The sequence below is a fragment of the Oceanimonas smirnovii ATCC BAA-899 genome, assembly GCF_000381965.1.
In the GTDB taxonomy this organism is placed as follows: Bacteria; Pseudomonadota; Gammaproteobacteria; order Enterobacterales; family Aeromonadaceae; genus Oceanimonas; species Oceanimonas smirnovii.
Genome location: NZ_KB908457.1, coordinates 121258 through 139208, shown reverse-complemented (window position 1 = coordinate 139208; position 17951 = coordinate 121258). Strand labels below are relative to the sequence as shown.

The window sequence follows — 17951 nt, the reverse complement described above, 5'->3', positions numbered from 1 at the left end:
TTGATCCCATCAGGTGCGCTCACTAGACTAGCGCTCGTCCGACACAGAGGTAGTTATGCAGGTCCACGATTTTTCCTTTGAGCTTCCCGATGAACTGATTGCTCGCCACCCCATGGCCGAGCGCACCGGCAGCCGTTTGCTGCAGCTGGACGGTAACAGCGGGAACCTGACCCATGGCCGTTTTGGCGACATTCTGGACTTGATCCACCCTGGTGATCTGCTGGTGTTCAACAACACCAGGGTGATTCCGGCCCGAATGTTCGGCCGCAAGGCCAGCGGCGGCAAGCTGGAAGTGCTGGTGGAGCGCATGCTGGATGACAAGCGAGTGCTGGCTCATGTGCGTTCGTCCAAGGCCCCCAAACCCGGCACCGGACTGATTCTGGAGCCCGATGTCAACGCCACCATGGTAGCGCGCCACGATGCCTTGTTTGAAATTGAATTTGACGACGAGCGCACCGTGCTGGAGATCCTTGAAGCGGTGGGCCATATGCCGCTGCCGCCCTATATTGACCGGCCTGATACCGACGCCGATAAAGAGCGCTACCAGACCGTATATAATGAAAAGCCCGGTGCCGTGGCGGCACCCACTGCCGGCCTGCATTTTGATGAGCCGCTGCTGAGTGCCATTCGCGCCAAGGGCGCGGAGCTTGCCTTTATTACCCTGCATGTGGGGGCCGGCACCTTTCAGCCGGTGCGGGTCGACAATGTGCTCGATCATAAAATGCATGCGGAATATATCGAAGTGCCTGCCGAGGTGGTGGCACAGATTGACGCAACCCGAGCCCGGGGCGGCCGTGTGATTGCCGTGGGCACCACCTCGGTGCGCTCGCTGGAAAGCGCCGCTCAGGCCAGCCTGGCCAAAGGCGAGCCGCTGGCACCTTTTTATGGCGACACCGATATTTTTATTTACCCCGGCTATCGCTTTCAGCTGGTGGATGCCATGGTCACCAATTTTCACCTGCCGGAATCGACCCTGATCATGCTGGTCAGTGCCTTTGCCGGCCAGGATCATATCATGGAAGCCTACCGTCAGGCGGTGGCCGAGCGTTACCGTTTTTTCAGTTACGGCGACGCCATGTTTATTACTCGGCAACAGGGAATGGGGAATAGGGATTAGGGAGTTGCCATTCCCCAGTCCCTGCTCCCTAGTCCCCAATCCCCAATATCAAGGTCGGACTGTTTCTCCGGCCAGTGAGGTAACAATGAAATTTGAACTGGATACCACAAACGGACGTGCCCGCCGCGGCCGGCTGATTTTTGACCGGGGCGTGGTGGAAACTCCCGCCTTTATGCCGGTGGGCACTTACGGCACCGTCAAGGGCATGACACCGGAAGAAGTGGCCGCCACCGGTGCTCATATTCTGCTGGGCAATACTTTTCACCTGTGGATCCGCCCCGGGCAGGAAGTGATGAAACAGCACGGCGATCTGCACGATTTTATGAACTGGCAGGGACCGATCCTCACCGACTCCGGCGGTTTTCAGGTGTTCAGCCTGGGTGATATTCGCAAGATCACCGAAGAAGGCGTACATTTCCGCAACCCGGTCAACGGCGACAAGATCTTCCTGTCGCCGGAAGTGTCCATGGAGATCCAGTATGATCTGGGCTCCGACATTGTCATGATCATGGACGAATGCACTCCGTATCCGGCCACCTGGGAAGAAGCCAAAAAGTCGATGGAAATGTCACTGCGCTGGGCCAAGCGGTCCCGGGATCACTTCGACAAGCAGGGCAACAAGAACGCCCTGTTCGGCATTATTCAGGGCAGTGTTTACGAAGATCTGCGGGATCAGTCTCTGGACGGCTTGCTTGAAATCGGCTTTGACGGCTATGCCGTGGGTGGCCTGGCGGTAGGGGAGCCCAAGCACGAAATGCACAAGGTGCTGGAGCATACCTGCCCGAAAATTCCTGAAGACAAGCCCCGCTACCTGATGGGCGTGGGCAAGCCGGAAGATCTGGTGGAAGGGGTGCGCCGGGGCGTGGACATGTTTGATTGTGTGATGCCTACCCGCAACGCCCGCAATGGCCACCTGTTCACCACCGACGGCGTGGTCAAGATTCGTAACGCCAAACACAAGACAGATACAGGCCCGCTGGATGCAGACTGCGACTGCTACACCTGCAAGAATTACTCCCGTGCTTATCTGTATCATCTGGACAAGTGCAATGAAATTCTGGGCGCGCGTTTAAACACCATTCACAACCTGCGTTACTATCAACGGGTAATGGAAGGTTTACGGAGTGCCATTGAGCAGGGTAAATTAGACGACTTTGTGGCAGAGTTCTATCGTCGGCAGGGCAAGCCCGTGCCGCCTCTGGATCAGAACAACGCCGAACATCGCGAAGAACAGTAACCGTTTTTAACCATTAACGAGGAAACTGCAAGAATGGATTTTATCTCCAGTGCTTACGCCCAGGGTGGCGGTGCCGCCGGTGGCGGTATGGAAATGATCATCATGCTGGTTGTATTTGGCCTGATTTTCTATTTTATGATTTTTCGTCCTCAGTCCAAGCGGGTTAAAGAGCACAAAAACCTGATGTCTTCTCTGAGCAAGGGAGACGAAGTGCTGACCAACGGTGGTCTGGTAGGCAAAATTGCCAAGATCTCCGACGACAACGACTACGTGGTATTGAGCCTGAGCGAGCAAAGTCAGGTGACCATCAAGAAGGACTTCATTACTGCCGTCCTGCCCAAGGGCTCTATTCAGTCCCTCTAATTCTTTCCTGTCGAGGAGCACAGCGTGTTGAATCGATATCCGCTGTGGAAATACTTGATGGTGATCCTGGTGATCACCATCAGTTTTCTTTATGCAGCACCCAACCTGTTTGGTGAAGATCCGGCGCTTCAGGTGTCCGGCAGCCGTGGCACTCAGGTTTCTTCCGAGACGCTGGTCCAGGCGCAGCAAAGCCTGACTCAGGCCGGCATTGATGTGAAAAGTGCCGCCCTGGAAAATGATCAGCTACTTATTCGTTTTACCAATACCGATGATCAGCTCAGAGGCAAAGACATAGTGTCCGAGGCGCTGAGTGATGATTATATCACTGCTCTTAACCTTGCCCCGTCCACACCCGCCTGGCTGGAAGCCATTGGGGCCGGCCCGCTGAAACTGGGTCTGGACCTGCGTGGTGGTGTGCACTTTCTGATGGAAGTGGACATGGACGAAGCCCTGAGCCGGGTGCAGGAGCAGACGGTACAGGATTTTCGTACCGAGCTGCGTCAGGAGCGGCTGCGCTATTCCGGCGTGCTGAACCGGGACGGCGGCACCCTGGTACTGTTCCGTGATGCGGACACCCGCGACAAGGCCATCAGCCATCTGCGCCAGCAATATCCGGAGCTGGTGTTTACCACGCGGGATAACGGTGACAATGTGGGCCTGTTTGCGGTGATGAGTGAGCAGCGGCTTAAGGAAGTAAAGGAGTACGCCCTGCAGCAGAACATCACCATTATCCGTAACCGGGTGAATGAGCTGGGCGTGGCCGAGCCGCTGGTACAGCGCCAGGGTGCTGAACGCATTGTGGTGCAGCTGCCCGGCATTCAGGACACCGCCCGCGCCAAGGAAATTCTTGGTGCTACCGCTACCCTGGAATTTCGTCTGGTGGATGAGCGTGCCGACGCCGCTGCGGCGGCGGCGGGCAGAGTGCCGCCCGGTTCCGAACTGTTCAGTGATCGCAATGGCCGCGCTGTGGTACTGCAAAAGCGCGTTATCCTCACCGGTGAGCATATAGTGGATGCCAATTCCGGCATGGATGAGTTCAGTCGTCCGCAGGTAAACATCAGTCTGGATGCCCCCGGTGGCAGCCGCATGGCCGACTTCACCAAAGACAATGTGGGCAAGGCCATGGCCACGGTATTCACCGAATACAAACCCGGTGACGAGCTGACCGCAGAAGGCAAGCCGACCCTGCGCAAAGAGCAGGAAGTGATCAACGTGGCCACCATTCAGTCCCGGCTGGGCCGCAGCTTCCGCATTACCGGCATCGACTCCATGGCCGAAGCTCAGAACCTGGCGCTGCTGCTGCGTGCCGGTGCCCTGATTGCGCCCATTCAGATTGTGGAAGAGCGCACCATAGGCCCGAGTCTGGGCAAGCAGAACGTGGAAAACGGCCTGTTGGCCATGATCTACGGCTTGCTGGCAGTGGTGCTGTTTATGGCTATTTACTACCGCAAGTTTGGTCTGGTGGCTAACGTGGCACTGCTGGCCAACCTGGTGATCATTATCGGCGTCATGTCCATGGTACCCGGTGCCACCATGACACTGCCGGGCATTGCCGGCATAGTGTTGACTATAGGTATGTCGGTGGATGCCAACGTGCTGATCTTCGAGCGTATCCGTGAGGAGCTGAGGGACGGGCGCAGTGTGCAGCAGGCTATTCACATAGGCTATGAAAAAGCCTTTGGTACCATTGCCGATGCCAACATCACTACTTTCCTTACGGCGATCATTTTGTTTGCTGTGGGCACCGGCCCCATCAAGGGCTTTGCCGTGACCCTGATGATCGGTATTCTGGCTTCCATGTTTACCGCCATTGTCGGTACCCGGGCCGTTGTTAACCTGATTTGGGGCGGCAAGCGTCTCAAAAAGCTGTCGATATGAGGAGTTTGAGCGATGTTTGAAATCCTCAAGACCAGAGAGCCATTGCCTTTCATGCGCTTTTCAAAGGGCGCGACAGTACTCTCACTGATCCTGATGGCCCTGTGCTTTTTCAGCCTGGCCACCAAGGGCCTGAACTGGGGGCTGGACTTTACCGGCGGCACCGTTGTGGAAGTGGCCTTTGAGCAGGCAGTGGAGCTGGATGAAGTGCGCAATCAGCTGGATGGAGCCGGTCTTGGCGGGGCTACAGTGCAACACTTTGGCACCAGCCGTGACTTGCTGATCCGTATGCCACCTCAAGACGGTGCCAATGTGCAACAGCAGGGTGAGGAAGTCATGGCTGCCATGCAGCAGCTGTCGACGGATGCGCAAATGAAACGGCTGGAGTTTGTAGGGCCGTCTATCGGTAAAGAGCTGGCAGAGCAGGGTGGTCTGGCCATTCTGGTGGCGCTGCTGTGTATCCTGATTTATGTCGGAATTCGCTTTGAGTGGCGTCTGGCGTCCGGTGCCGTGTTGTCACTGGCGCACGATGTGATCATTACACTGGGCGTATTCTCCTGGATGCAGATTGAGGTGGATCTCACCATAGTTGCGGCATTGCTGACGGTGGTAGGTTACTCCCTCAACGACACCATAGTGGTATTTGACCGGGTAAGGGAAAACTTTCGCCGGGTCCGTGACACTACCACGGAGCGGGTATTTGACGAAGCCATCACCGATACCCTGAGCCGGACCTTGATCACCTCGGCCACCACCCTGGTGGTGGTAGTGGCGCTGTTCCTCAAGGGCGGTGCCCTGATCCACGGTTTTGCCACAGCACTGCTGTTGGGTATTGGTTTTGGTACCTACTCTTCTATTTATATTGCCAGTGCTTGGGCCATGCTGCTGGGAGTAACCCGGGAGCATATGCTGCCGCCCGTGGTAGAAAAGGAAGGAGCAGATCAGGAGCCCCTGACCTAAGCCGGATTTAATGAAAAACAAGGAGCCTGCGGGCTCCTTTTTTATTTTTCGGCGCTTTATGCCGATTGATTGCATTTGCAGCATGACAAACGCGCTGTGGCTGCATAACATGGGGAAATAGAAAAAGACAAGTTCGGAGCCTACTTGAAACACAGATTTTTGCCTGCTGCTCTGGCCCTGTTTGGCCTGATGCTAAGTGGTTGCAGTACACCCGGTGTGGTCACACCCACTCTGGTGTTGCCGGTGCCGATGCAGGTTTCCTACCAAAGCGAACTGGGCATTGCCCGTCTGGGACAGATGCTTAATGCCCCGGGATTAACCCCGGAGCAGCGAGCCGAGCTGTTTTTTCAGCGCGGTGTGGTGTTTGACCGGGTTGGTCTGCGTGCTATGGCCCGCCTTGACTTTAACCGGGCATTACGGGAACAGCCTGATTTTGCTGATGCCTATAATCTTAACGGCGTCTATCTGACTCAGAATCAGGAATTTGACGAAGCTTACGAGTCGTTCGACTCGGCACTGGAGCTGGCACCGGATTATGTCTATGCCAACCTGAACCGGGGTATTGCCTTGTATTATGGTGGCCGGCCCGAGCTTGCCGCGCGGGATTTACGGGTGTTTCTGGATGCCGAGCCCGCCGATCCTTATCGTTTGCTGTGGTGGCATCTGGCCCGTTACCAGATTGATGCCGAAGATGCGTTGACGACACTGGCTGCTCACCGTGATCAATATGGCACTGATGAATGGGCCTGGGACATAGTGGATGTCTATCTGGGCCGGCTGGCTCCCGAGGTGCTGTTAAGCCGTATTTCCGAGCAAAGCCAGGATAATCAGGAGCTGGCGGAAATGCTGTGCGAAGCCTATTTCTATCTGGCCAAGCTGGCTCAGCACAATGCTCAGCCCGAGCAGGCCGAGGTATATCTCAAGCTGGCCCTGGCGACTAACATTTATGATTTTGTCGAACATCGTTATGCGTTGCTGGAACTGGACTTGATTGGTCAGCAGGCAAGACTGAAACGCTGAGCCGGCTCACGATTAAAACCTGATCCACCGGTACGACTGTGTTAAAATCCTGCGCCTTAAGCGCAACGGAAACAAAGTCAATATGCTTGAGCAAGTACGCATCGTGCTGGTAAACACGTCTCATACCGGCAACATCGGCTCCGCCGCCCGGGCCATGAAAACCATGGGGCTGAGCGATCTCTGCCTGGTGGATCCGGTTTCTCCTCCCGATGGTCAGTCGGTGGCACTTGCAGCCGGTGCCAGCGATATTCTGGCCAATGCCCGCATTGTGCCCACGCTTGCCGAGGCAGTGGCCGACTGCGGTCTGGTGATTGGCACCAGTGCCCGTTCCCGTACCTGGTCCTGGCCCATGCTGGATGCTCGTCAGGCGGGGGAAAAAGCCATGACTGAAGCGCCCAATCACAAAGTAGCGCTGGTGTTTGGCCGGGAGCGTACCGGCCTGACCAACGAGGAGCTGCAGCAATGTCATTATCACGTTTCCATTCCTGCCAATCCGGACTACAGCTCCCTTAATCTGGCCATGGCCGTGCAGACGCTCAGTTATGAAGTGCGTATGGCCTGGCTGGCGGGCAGCCATCATGAGCCGGAAGCCACCGATTATCCGCTGGCCGATGACCTGGAGCGCTTTTATGCTCATCTGGAGCAGACTCTGCTGGAGACCGGCTTTATTATTAAGCCCCATCCGGGACAGGTGATGACCAAGCTGCGCCGGTTGTTTAACCGGGCCCGGCCAGAGGATCATGAACTGAATATTTTGCGCGGTATACTGACTTCCGTACAGCGTTTTGGCACTCACAGAAAAGCAGAATAACCCAGTATTTCACTCGGCTATATACTTGACTAAAACACTCAGGTATGACAATCTGAAGCCATGTTCGAAAACGGTTTAACTTCATGAGACTGACATCGAAAGGGCGTTATGCTGTCACCGCCATGCTGGATGTGGCGCTGCATGCCAATAACGGACCGGTATCTCTGGCCGATATTTCCGAGCGACAGGGGATATCTCTGTCTTATCTGGAACAGTTGTTTTCCCGCCTGCGCAAACAAGGGCTGGTGAGCAGTGTCCGTGGTCCGGGAGGCGGTTATTTGCTGGGGCTTGAGCCCGCTGATATCTCTGTCGGGGCCGTGATTGCCGCTGTGGATGAGTCGGTCGATGCGACCAAGTGTCAGGGCAAGGGTGACTGCCACGGTGGTAATCAGTGTCTTACGCATTCATTGTGGTGTGCCCTGAGTGAGCGCATCAGCAACTTTCTGGATGCCATCTCCCTGGCGGAGCTGGTCAGCCAGAATGAGGTCCGGCGTATATCCGGAGAGCAAGACAAACATCTGAGCATGCTGAGCCTGAATGAGAAAGACGGTCAGCAAGTGAGCCTGAAAGTTCAACTTTAAAATGTCGATGACAAGACTGCCTTCAAAGGGCAGCGCTGGAACGGAGAATATGATGAAACTGCCCATTTATCTGGATTATGCGGCCACCTGCCCGGCAGATCCGCGCGTTGCTGAAAAAATGATGCAATACCTGACACCGGACGGCTTCTTTGGTAACCCGGCATCCCGCTCCCACCGCTTTGGCTGGCAGGCGGAAGAGGCGGTAGACATTGCCCGTAATCAGATTGCCGATCTGATCAACGCTGATCCCCGTGAAATTGTGTTCACCTCCGGTGCCACCGAGTCCGACAACCTGGCCATCAAGGGCATTGCCCACTTCTATGGCAAAAAGGGTAAGCACATTATCACCTCAAAAACCGAGCACAAAGCCGTGCTGGACCCTTGCCGTCAGCTGGAGCGGGAAGGATATGAAGTGACTTACCTTGAGCCGCAGTCCAACGGCCTGTTTACCCTGGAGCAGATTGAAGGTGCTCTGCGTGATGACACCGTGCTGGTAAGCCTGATGCACGTGAATAACGAAACCGGTGTCATTCAGGATGTGAAAGCCATTGGTGAGCTGTGCCGCAGCCGCAAAATCATGTTCCATGTGGATGCGGCCCAGAGTGTGGGCAAGGTTCCGCTGGACGTACAGAGCATGAACATTGATCTGCTGTCCATGTCGGCACACAAAATTTACGGCCCCAAGGGCATTGGTGCTCTGTATGTATGCCGCAAGCCGCGGGTACGTCTGGAAGCTCAGATGCACGGCGGCGGTCATGAGCGGGGCATGCGCTCCGGCACGCTTCCCACTCACCAGATTGTGGGCATGGGTGAGGCCTTTCGTATTGCCAAAGAAGAAATGCAGGCTGAAAGCGAGCGTATTCTGGCGTTGCGTCAGCGTCTGTACAATGGCCTGAAAGACATTGAAGAAGTGCATGTAAACGGCGATCTGGAACAGTCTGTTCCCGGCATTCTCAACATCAGCTTTGCCTATGTGGAAGGCGAGTCACTGATGATGGCGCTGAAAGATCTGGCGGTATCTTCCGGCTCGGCCTGTACCTCTGCCAGCCTGGAGCCGTCTTATGTGCTGCGTGCACTTGGCCTGACTGATGAACTGGCGCACAGCTCCATTCGTTTCAGCATTGGTCGTTTTACCACGGAAGAAGAAATTGATTACGCCATTCGTCTGGTAAATGAGTCCATTGGCCGCCTGCGCGACATGTCTCCGTTGTGGGAAATGTTCAAGGACGGCGTGGACCTGAATAAAGTTGAGTGGGCACACCATTAAGGTGTAAACGGATTGCGAGAGGAGCAGAATCATGGCTTACAGCGAAAAAGTAATTGATCACTATGAAAACCCCCGTAACGTGGGCGGTTTTGACAAAAACGACCCGAGCATTGCTACTGGCATGGTAGGTGCGCCTGCCTGCGGCGATGTAATGAAGCTGCAGCTGAAAATCACCGATGACGGCATTATTGAAGATGCCAAATTCAAGACCTATGGTTGTGGCTCTGCCATTGCCTCCAGCTCACTCATTACCGAATGGGTAAAGGGCAAGAGTCTGGATGAAGCAGCCAGCATCAAAAATACCGATATTGCCGAAGAACTGGCACTGCCGCCGGTGAAGATCCACTGCTCTATTCTGGCAGAGGACGCCATCAAGGCGGCCATCGACGACTACAAAAAGAAAAAGAACCTGGCGTAACGGAGATATTATGGCGATCACCATTACCGACGCGGCCGCCCGGCGGGTGCAGACCTTTCTTACCAACCGAGGCAAGGGCCTTGGCTTGCGCCTGGGGGTGAAAACCTCCGGCTGCTCCGGCCTGGCTTATGTGCTGGAGTTTGTGGATGAGCTGTCCGAAGGCGATCAGGTGTTCGAGCATGGCGAGGTCAAGGTGATCGTCGACAGCAAGAGCCTGGTTTACCTGGATGGCACCGAGCTGGACTTTGTTAAAGAAGGCCTGAACGAAGGCTTTCGCTTCAACAACCCGAACATGACCGGGGAATGCGGCTGCGGCGAGAGCTTTAACGTTTAAGGAAGGCAGCATGAATTATTTTGAGCTGTTTGGCCTGCCGGCCCAGTTCCGGATTGACGGTGATGTACTGGCACAGGCCTATCGTCAGTTACAGACTCAGTTCCATCCCGATAAATTCGCCTCCCGCCCCGAGCGGGAGCGCCTGCAGGCGGTGCAACAGGCCGCCCGCATCAACGACGCCTTTTCTACCCTCAAAAACCCTCTGAGCAGAGCCGAATATCTGTTATCGCTGCAGGGCATGGATATTCGCGGCGAGCAGCAAACCCTGAAAGATCCCATATTTCTGATGCAGCAAATGGAATGGCGCGAGCAGCTGGAAGAGATTCCTGCCGCCACCGATGTATTTGCTGCCATCATGGCCTTTGAGCGGGAGCTGAAGCAGGCTTCCGATGAGTACTTCCGTGAGCTTGAGCAACAGCTGAGCGCCGCAGACTGGGAGCAGGCCGCCGACACGGTGCGCAAACTTAAATTTATGGCCAAGCTGCATGCTGAGCTTGAGCGGGTAGAAGACGCGCAGCAGGAATTCTGAATCTCATGGCATTATTACAAATATCCGAGCCGGGCCAGAGCGCGGCTCCTCACGAGCATAAATGGGCCATTGGCATCGATCTGGGTACCACCAATTCACTGGTGGCCGTGGTGCGCAGTGGTCTGGCAGAAACCCTGGCTGATGATCAAGGCCGGGAGTTATTGCCCTCTGTGGTGCATTACACCGCAGACGAAAAACGCATTGGTTATAGCGCCAAACAGGAAGCCGAGCTGGATCCGCAAAACACCATTATTTCGGTGAAGCGGCTGCTGGGCAAGGCCCTGGCAGACGTGCCGGTGCACAAGCTGCCCTACGACTTTTGCGATACCGGTGCCGGCATCATCGAGCTTAATACCCCTCAGGGACCGATGAACCCGGTGCAGGTGTCTGCCGATATTCTCAAGGCCCTTGGTGAGCGGGCCGAGCAGGTGCTGGGCAATCCGGTGAATGGTGCTGTGATTACAGTGCCGGCCTATTTTGATGATGCTCAGCGTCAGGGCACCAAGGACGCCGCTCAGCTGGCCGGCCTGAATGTGCTGCGCCTGCTGAACGAACCTACCGCCGCCGCCATTGCCTACGGCCTTGATTCCGGACAGGAAGGCGTCATAGCGGTATTTGATCTGGGTGGCGGTACCTTTGATATCTCCATTCTGCGTCTGCACAAGGGCGTGTTTGAAGTACTGGCCACCGGCGGTGACTCTGCTTTGGGCGGCGATGACTTCGATCATGCTCTGGCCGACTGGATTCAGCAGCAGGCGGGTATTGCCGGACTGACACCGGCACAGCAGCGCAATCTGCTGGATGTGGCCAACGCCGCCAAGGTGGCACTCACCGACAGTGAGACGATTACCGTCAGCTGGCAGGACTGGCAGGGGGAGCTGACCCGTGAGCAGTTCAACAGTCTTATTCAGCCCTGGGTGAACAAGACACTGATGGCCTGTCGCCGGGCGCTGAAAGACGCCGGCGTCAGTCAGGACGAGGTGCAGAATGTGGTGATGGTCGGTGGCTCTACCCGGGTTCCGCTGGTGCGGGAGCGGGTGGGGGACTTCTTTGCCCGTGAACCGCTCACCAGCATCGATCCCGACAAGGTGGTGGCGATTGGTGCCAGCATTCAGGCGGATATTCTGATTGGCAACAAGCCCGACAGCGACATGCTGCTGCTGGACGTGATTCCGCTCTCGCTGGGGCTGGAAACCATGGGTGGCCTGGTGGAGAAGGTGATTCACCGCAACACCACCATTCCCGTGGCCAAGGCCCAGGAATTCACCACCTTCAAGGACGGCCAGACCGCCATGGCCATTCATGTGGTGCAGGGTGAGCGTGAGCTGGTGGCCGACTGCCGCTCCCTGGCCCGCTTTGAGCTCACCGGTATTCCGCCCATGGCCGCTGGTGCCGCCCATATTCGCGTGACCTTTCAGGTGGATGCCGACGGTCTGCTGTCGGTCAGCGCCATGGAAAAATCTTCCGGCGTGCAGGCCAGCATTGAGGTGAAACCCTCTTACGGCCTGAAGGAAGAAGATATATCCAGCATGCTCAAGGCCTCTTTTGAGCATGCTCAGGAAGACATTGCCGCCCGTATGCTGGCAGAGCAGAAAGTGGAAGCGGCCCGGGTGGTGGAAAATATCATCAGCGCCCTGCAGGCCGATGGCGATGCGCTGCTCAGCGAGCAGGAGCAGGCCGGGATTATCGCCGCGCTGGAGTCTCTGCAGCAGGCAGCTCAGGGTGAAGATCCGGAGACCATCAAGCAGGCCATTGAACAGACCGACAAACAAACGGCCGACTTTGCCGCCCGCCGAATGGATGCCTCCATTCGCAAGGCGCTGGCCGGCCAACGAGTGGACAAGGTGTAACCATGCCGAAAATTGTATTTTTGCCTCATGCCGAGCTGTGCCCTGAAGGGGCCGCGCTGGAGGCCAAGACCGGTGAAACCGTATTGGATGTGGCACTGCGCAATGGCATTGACATTGAGCACGCCTGTGAGAAGTCCTGCGCCTGTACCACCTGTCATGTGATAGTGCGTGAGGGCTTTGACTCACTGGAAGAAAGCACCGAGCTGGAAGACGACATGCTGGACAAGGCCTGGGGGCTGGAGCCGGAGTCGCGCCTGGGGTGTCAGGCAGTTGTGGATGATGAAGATCTGGTGGTGGAAATTCCGCGCTATACCATCAATATGGTGTCGGAAGGCCATTAAGCGTAGCGATTCACCAAGGAGTTGATATGAGCCTGAAATGGACCGACAGCCAGGACATAGCGCTGGCCCTGCTGGAAGAATATCCCGAGGTGGATCCCAAAACGGTGCGCTTTACCGATCTGCATCAGTGGATTTGTGCGCTGGACGAGTTTGACGATGAGCCGGAGCACTCCAACGAGCGCATTCTGGAAGCCATTATCCTCGCCTGGATGGACGAAGTCGACTGACTGAAAGCCAGAAGCTTGAAGCCGGAAGCTAGAAGCCTGCCAGAATAATTTTAGACTTCCAGCTTTCAGCTCACCGCTTATAGCTTTCTTTCGAGCCACAGTGATACTGTGGCTTTTTCTGTTTTTCGACCAAACATTATTTATCAAAGAACAAGGAGTCATGATGTCTGCAACCATGAAGGTCATGCTGACCACAGACGCGGCCCCCGCCTGCTGGGGCGACAAGGCACTGCTCAGTTTTCATAATGACGAAGTGCATATTCACACCGGTGAAAATGATGTTACCCGCCGGGTGCAGCAGGCCGGCCGCAAGCTGGATGGCATGGGCATCAAGCAGCTGACACTTTGTGGTGATGGCTGGACTCTGGAAACCAGCTGGGCTTTTGCTCAGGGCTTTTACAACGCCAAGGGCGGCCAGCAGCTGGAGCTGGCCGAGCTGAGCGCCGATGATGAAATAGAGTTCAATGCCCGCCGCACTGCCATTAACTGGGTTCGGGAAATGATTAACGGCACGCCGGAAGACGTTTATCCGGCGTCACTGGCCACGGAAGCGGGTAAGTTTATACAGTCGCTGGCACCCGATGCCGTGACCTATCGCATTTACAGCGGCGAGCAGCTTAAGGATCTGGGGCATATCGGCATTTATGAAGTAGGGCGGGGCAGCAGCCGGCCACCCACTCTGCTGGAGCTGGACTATAACCCCGGTGGTAACCCGAATGCGCCGGTGGCGGCCTGTCTGGTGGGCAAGGGCATTACCTTTGACTCAGGCGGTTACAGCATCAAGCCCTCTGACGGCATGTCGGTCATGAAATCAGACATGGGCGGTGCCGCCACCGTTACCGGTGCGCTGGCGCTGGCTATTTCCCGGGGCCTGAATCACAGGGTGAAACTGTTTTTGTGCTGTGCCGAAAACCTGGTATCGGGCCATGCCTTCAAGCTGGGGGATATTCTTACCTACCGCAACGGCCTGACCGTGGAAATTCTTAATACCGATGCCGAAGGCCGGCTGGTGCTGGCAGACGGCCTGCTGGCGGCCTCGGCCACCGGCGCGCCCTTTATTCTTGATGCAGCCACCCTTACCGGGGCCGCCAAGATGGCGCTGGGCCGGGACTACAACGCCGTGTTCAGCATGAATGATGAGCTGGCGCAGCAAACCGTGCAGGCGGCCAAAGCGGAAGGTGAAAAAGCCTGGCCGCTGCCGCTGGAGCCGTTTCATCAGGGCCTGCTGACCTCCTCGTTTGCCGATATGGCCAATATTCATGCGGGTGAAGGCCAGGCCGGTGCCTCTACCGCCGCGGCGTTTTTGTCCCGCTTTGTGCCCGACAACGGCCGCAGCTGGGTGCATATGGATTTGTCAGGCTCTTACCAGAAGGTGCCCAACGACCTCTGGGCTGCCGGTGGCAAAGGCCACGGCGTGCGCACCATTGCCGCTATGCTGGCCCAGGTGTGTCAGGCACAAGGCGAATAAAATTCATCGCCGGCGGTGTTAACTCGCCGCCGGTTTTCGTATAATCCGCGCGTTTTTACTATCGAAAACAGAACCTGTTGATTTAAAGGATACTCCTATGGCTATCGAACGTACCTTCTCCATCGTCAAGCCCGACGCTGTTGCCAAAAACCTGATCGGCGCTATCTACGGCCGTTTTGAGTCTGCTGGCCTCAAGATTGTTGCTTCCAAAATGGTTCACCTGAGCCGTGAGCAGGCTGAAGGCTTCTACGCCGAGCACAGCGAGCGCCCCTTCTTCAAGGCTCTGGTTGACTTCATGACCTCCGGTCCGGTAATGGTTCAGGTACTGGAAGGTGAAAACGCCATTCTGCGTAACCGCGAAATCATGGGTGCCACCAACCCCGCCGACGCCCTGGCCGGTACCCTGCGTGCCGACTACGCTGACAGCATCGACGAAAACGCCGTACACGGCTCCGATGCTCCCGAGTCTGCTGCTCGCGAAATCGCTTACTTCTTCAGCGACGAAGAAATCTGCCCGCGCACTCGTTAATCACGAGCTGAACGGCAATAAAAAGGCGCTTCGGCGCCTTTTTTTGTACCTGTTATTTTACTGCTCTGAAAGGCCCGGCCGCATACGGCACTGGTTTTGCTTGCCACTGGCAACCCGGTGCTAAACTCTGTACAATTTTGCGCCCTGTAGGCTCTGGTAAAACGCGTGAGGCAACCGATGAGTGAAACCAAAATTAATCTGCTGGATCTGGATCGTGACGGCATGCGAGCACTCTTTCAGGAGATGGGAGAGAAACCTTTTCGTGCCGACCAGGTGATGAAGTGGATTTATCATTTCGGTTGCGACGATTTTGATCAGATGACCAACATCAATAAGGTGTTGAGAGGCAAGCTGAAGGAGCGCGCCGAAATTCGTGCGCCAGAGATAAGCGTTGAGAAAAAGTCTGCCGATGGCACCATCAAGTGGGCCATGATGGTGGGCGGACAGGAAGTGGAAACCGTCTATATTCCCGATGGTGACCGTGCCACTTTGTGCGTGTCTTCCCAGGTGGGCTGTGCCCTGGATTGTAAATTCTGCTCTACCGCTCAGCAGGGCTTTAACCGTAATCTGAAAGTATCTGAAATTATCGGTCAGGTCTGGCGTGCTGCCACTCGGGTTGGTTTTGTGCGTGACTCCGGCCGCAAACCCATCACCAATGTGGTGATGATGGGTATGGGCGAGCCGCTGCTTAACCTGAATAACGTAGTACCTGCCATGCGGCTGATGCTGGAAGACTATGGCTTTGGTCTGTCCAAGCGCCGGGTAACCTTGTCTACCTCCGGTGTGGTGCCCGCACTCGACAAAATGGCCGACATGATAGACGTGGCCCTGGCGGTGTCTTTGCATGCGCCCAACGACAAGCTGCGCTCCGAGATTATGCCGATCAACGACAAATATAATATTGCCGAGCTGATCGCCAGCATTCGTCGTTATCTGGCGGTGTCCAATGCCAACCACGGCAAGGTGACCATAGAGTATGTGCTGTTGGATCATGTCAATGACGATATGCAGCATGCTCACGAGCTGGCCGAGCTGCTCAAGGATCTGCCCTGCAAGATCAATCTGATCCCGTTCAATCCGTTCCCGGGAAACCCCTACGGCAAGCCCAGCAACAGCCGCATTGACCGCTTTAACAAGGTGTTGATGCAATATGGCAACACTGTCACCATTCGCAAAACCCGGGGCGATGATATTGATGCCGCCTGTGGGCAGCTGGTGGGCGATGTGATTGACAGAACCAAGCGCACCATGAAAAAACGGATGCAGGAACAAAATATATCCGTCACAATGGTTTAACTCAAAAATACTGGCGGAAAAGTAATGCGAAAGGCCTTTTTGGTGCCGGCGCTGCTGATGGCGGGGGTGCTGACGGCTTGTGTAAGCGAAACCGTAAACCTGACCCAGGGGCGGCCGGCTGCCAATGTCAGGCCTGAACTGCCTCAGGCAGCACAAGCTCGCATGAACCTTGGTCTGGCTTATTTGCGTGAGGGAAATATCAGCCAGGCCAAATTCAACCTCGAGCGAGCCCTGACGCAAGACGAGACTAACCCTGATATTCATCTGTCACTTGCGTACTTTTATCAGCGAGTAACTGAATACGACAAGGCAGAACAGCATTATCAGCGTGTGCTGGTGCTGGATGCCGAGCATGGTGACGGACTGAATAACTACGGTGCTTTTTTGTGTGACAGGGAACGATTTGACCAGGCTGATGTCATGTTCAGCAGGGCAATGGCTGTAGCAGGCTATGTCAAAGTTGCCGATACCCTCGAGAATGCTGCTGTGTGTGCTGCTAAAAGCGGCCGTGTAAAGGTGGCCCGGGAATACTATCGGCGTGCTTTGGAGTATGCTCCTGACAGATCTCAGTCGTTACTGGGGCTGGCTGAGCTTGAGCTTGCGCAGCAGGACCCGAACATGGCCCGGGTGTACCTTGACCGCTACCGGCAGCAATATGCTCCTTCAGCAAAAAGTTTGTGGCTGAGTGTGCTCAGTGCCCGAGCATTGGGGCTGAGCCAAGAGTATGAGACAGCGGGAGCTGAGCTGGTACGTTTATTTCCGGATTCAGAACAAGCCGAGCGATTCCTGACACATGACAATGAATGAACCCCAGTCTCTTGCGGGAGACGAACAGAACAACACTGATACTGGCCCGGGTAAACTATTGCGTGACGCACGTGAACGCAGAGGCTGGAGTCAGCAGGATGTGGCGCGCCGGCTTAATCTGCGCCTGGCCGTGATTGAGTCGATAGATGACGATCATTATACGGCTGGCGTTGCCCTGACTTTTTTGCGTGGTTACGTCAAAGCCTATGCCAAGCTGGTGGGAGTGAGCGAGCAACTGGCACTGTCGTCCTTTGATACCATGTCAGGCACCGAGCAGTTGCGTAGTGCCGGTCCGGCTCCCATGCAAAGCTTTTCCAAAAAGACCCGGCAACAGGCCAGTGACAAGTGGCTCAAACTCACCAGCTGGCTGGTGGTTCTGGGGCTGGTGGCCTCGCTGGTGTTCTGGTGGTGGCAAAATAGCAGTAATGGCTATACCGAGTCGCCCGTTATCGAGCCGGCGTCGGACTCTGCCACACAAGCACCGGCAACGACGCAGCCCGAGCCTGTTACTGAGGCTGAGCCTGTGCCGGAAGCTGAACCGGAGCCGGCGAACGAACCGGCAGTCGCCCCTGAGACACTGTCCGGCCTGTCTCAGCCGGCCGGCAGCGAAGTCATTGCACCTGATACGCCTGCTGACACTGCGGCCGCCGCTATGCCGGCAGAGCCAGCGCCGGATCCCGAGCGACTGGTGCTGGGCTTTACCGCCGATTGTTGGATAAAAGTGACCGATGCCGAGGGCCGGGTGCTGTCTGAAGGTGTAAAAACATCCAGTGACCGTCTTGAGTTAACAGGCAAGCCGCCGTTCAGCCTTGTGCTGGGTGCGCCCCAGGCTGCCACTGTCGAATATTTGGATCAGATGGTGGATCTGACTTCCTTCCGTGCCGGACGGGTCGCCCGCCTGACTGTACCGAAATCCTGATA

General features: G+C 56.0%; 20 protein-coding genes. All 20 read left to right on the top strand.

Translation table 11 applies throughout. The features are described from left to right. Positions 1-55 precede the first annotated feature (55 nt). The 20 genes from queA to G364_RS0106175 all read left to right on the top strand — a co-directional run bounded on the left by queA (position 56) and on the right by G364_RS0106175 (position 17949). Positions 56-1117: a tRNA preQ1(34) S-adenosylmethionine ribosyltransferase-isomerase QueA gene (gene queA, locus G364_RS0106275; RefSeq protein ID WP_019934301.1), complete on the top strand. Its 1062-nt coding sequence runs from the start codon at positions 56-58 to the stop codon at positions 1115-1117. 85 nt (positions 1118-1202) lie between these two features. Further along, positions 1203-2354, top strand: a complete 1152-nt coding sequence (tgt, locus tag G364_RS0106270; RefSeq protein ID WP_019934300.1) for a tRNA guanosine(34) transglycosylase Tgt — start codon at positions 1203-1205, stop codon at positions 2352-2354. Positions 2355-2387: 33 nt separating this feature from the next. After that, positions 2388-2717 carry a preprotein translocase subunit YajC gene (yajC, locus tag G364_RS0106265; protein WP_019934299.1) on the top strand — a complete coding sequence of 110 codons (330 nt, stop codon included), beginning with the start codon at positions 2388-2390 and terminating at the stop codon, positions 2715-2717. A 24-nt stretch (positions 2718-2741) separates the two neighbouring features. Next, positions 2742-4595 (top strand): protein translocase subunit SecD, encoded by a 1854-nt coding sequence (gene secD, locus G364_RS0106260; RefSeq protein ID WP_026344736.1) that lies wholly within the window; start codon positions 2742-2744, stop codon positions 4593-4595. Positions 4596-4607: 12 nt separating this feature from the next. Then, positions 4608-5552, top strand: coding sequence for a protein translocase subunit SecF (gene secF, locus G364_RS0106255; protein ID WP_019934297.1), 945 nt, complete (start codon positions 4608-4610; stop codon positions 5550-5552). 144 nt (positions 5553-5696) lie between these two features. Next, the gene (gene nlpI, locus G364_RS16415) at positions 5697-6572 is read left to right on the top strand and encodes a lipoprotein NlpI (RefSeq protein WP_019934295.1); all 876 of its coding nucleotides are present in this window, start codon (positions 5697-5699) and stop codon (positions 6570-6572) included. Positions 6573-6654: 82 nt separating this feature from the next. Continuing rightward, positions 6655-7383 carry a tRNA (cytosine(32)/uridine(32)-2'-O)-methyltransferase TrmJ gene (gene trmJ / locus G364_RS0106240; RefSeq protein WP_019934294.1) on the top strand — a complete coding sequence of 243 codons (729 nt, stop codon included), beginning with the start codon at positions 6655-6657 and terminating at the stop codon, positions 7381-7383. An 83-nt stretch (positions 7384-7466) separates the two neighbouring features. Next, a complete protein-coding gene (gene iscR / locus G364_RS0106235) occupies positions 7467-7964 on the top strand; it encodes a Fe-S cluster assembly transcriptional regulator IscR (protein WP_026344735.1) in 498 nt (165 codons plus the stop codon). Between the two features lie 52 nt (positions 7965-8016). Beyond that, on the top strand, positions 8017-9231 hold the full coding sequence (locus G364_RS0106230) for an IscS subfamily cysteine desulfurase (protein WP_019934292.1): 1215 nt from the start codon (positions 8017-8019) through the stop codon (positions 9229-9231). 31 nt (positions 9232-9262) lie between these two features. Beyond that, the gene (gene iscU / locus G364_RS0106225) at positions 9263-9649 is read left to right on the top strand and encodes a Fe-S cluster assembly scaffold IscU (RefSeq protein ID WP_019934291.1); all 387 of its coding nucleotides are present in this window, start codon (positions 9263-9265) and stop codon (positions 9647-9649) included. A gap of 10 nt (positions 9650-9659) precedes the next feature. Beyond that, on the top strand, positions 9660-9983 hold the full coding sequence (gene iscA, locus G364_RS0106220) for an iron-sulfur cluster assembly protein IscA (protein ID WP_019934290.1): 324 nt from the start codon (positions 9660-9662) through the stop codon (positions 9981-9983). A gap of 10 nt (positions 9984-9993) precedes the next feature. Beyond that, positions 9994-10512, top strand: a complete 519-nt coding sequence (gene hscB / locus G364_RS0106215; protein WP_019934289.1) for a co-chaperone HscB — start codon at positions 9994-9996, stop codon at positions 10510-10512. A 5-nt stretch (positions 10513-10517) separates the two neighbouring features. Continuing rightward, positions 10518-12362, top strand: a complete 1845-nt coding sequence (gene hscA / locus G364_RS0106210) for a Fe-S protein assembly chaperone HscA (protein WP_019934288.1) — start codon at positions 10518-10520, stop codon at positions 12360-12362. Between the two features lie 2 nt (positions 12363-12364). After that, the gene (fdx, locus tag G364_RS0106205; RefSeq protein WP_019934287.1) at positions 12365-12703 is read left to right on the top strand and encodes an ISC system 2Fe-2S type ferredoxin; all 339 of its coding nucleotides are present in this window, start codon (positions 12365-12367) and stop codon (positions 12701-12703) included. Between the two features lie 26 nt (positions 12704-12729). Further along, on the top strand, positions 12730-12930 hold the full coding sequence (iscX, locus tag G364_RS0106200) for a Fe-S cluster assembly protein IscX (RefSeq protein ID WP_019934286.1): 201 nt from the start codon (positions 12730-12732) through the stop codon (positions 12928-12930). A gap of 163 nt (positions 12931-13093) precedes the next feature. Then, positions 13094-14398: an aminopeptidase PepB gene (gene pepB, locus G364_RS0106195; RefSeq protein WP_019934285.1), complete on the top strand. Its 1305-nt coding sequence runs from the start codon at positions 13094-13096 to the stop codon at positions 14396-14398. A 97-nt stretch (positions 14399-14495) separates the two neighbouring features. After that, positions 14496-14927, top strand: coding sequence for a nucleoside-diphosphate kinase (ndk, locus tag G364_RS0106190; RefSeq protein WP_019934284.1), 432 nt, complete (start codon positions 14496-14498; stop codon positions 14925-14927). Between the two features lie 177 nt (positions 14928-15104). Continuing rightward, positions 15105-16223: a dual-specificity RNA methyltransferase RlmN gene (gene rlmN / locus G364_RS0106185; RefSeq protein WP_019934283.1), complete on the top strand. Its 1119-nt coding sequence runs from the start codon at positions 15105-15107 to the stop codon at positions 16221-16223. Positions 16224-16247: 24 nt separating this feature from the next. Next, a complete protein-coding gene (gene pilW, locus G364_RS0106180) occupies positions 16248-17030 on the top strand; it encodes a type IV pilus biogenesis/stability protein PilW (protein ID WP_019934282.1) in 783 nt (260 codons plus the stop codon). Next, positions 17023-17949, top strand: coding sequence for a RodZ domain-containing protein (locus G364_RS0106175; protein ID WP_019934281.1), 927 nt, complete (start codon positions 17023-17025; stop codon positions 17947-17949). The genes pilW and G364_RS0106175 overlap by 8 nt, the downstream gene beginning before the upstream one ends. The last annotated feature ends 2 nt before the right edge of the window (positions 17950-17951 follow it).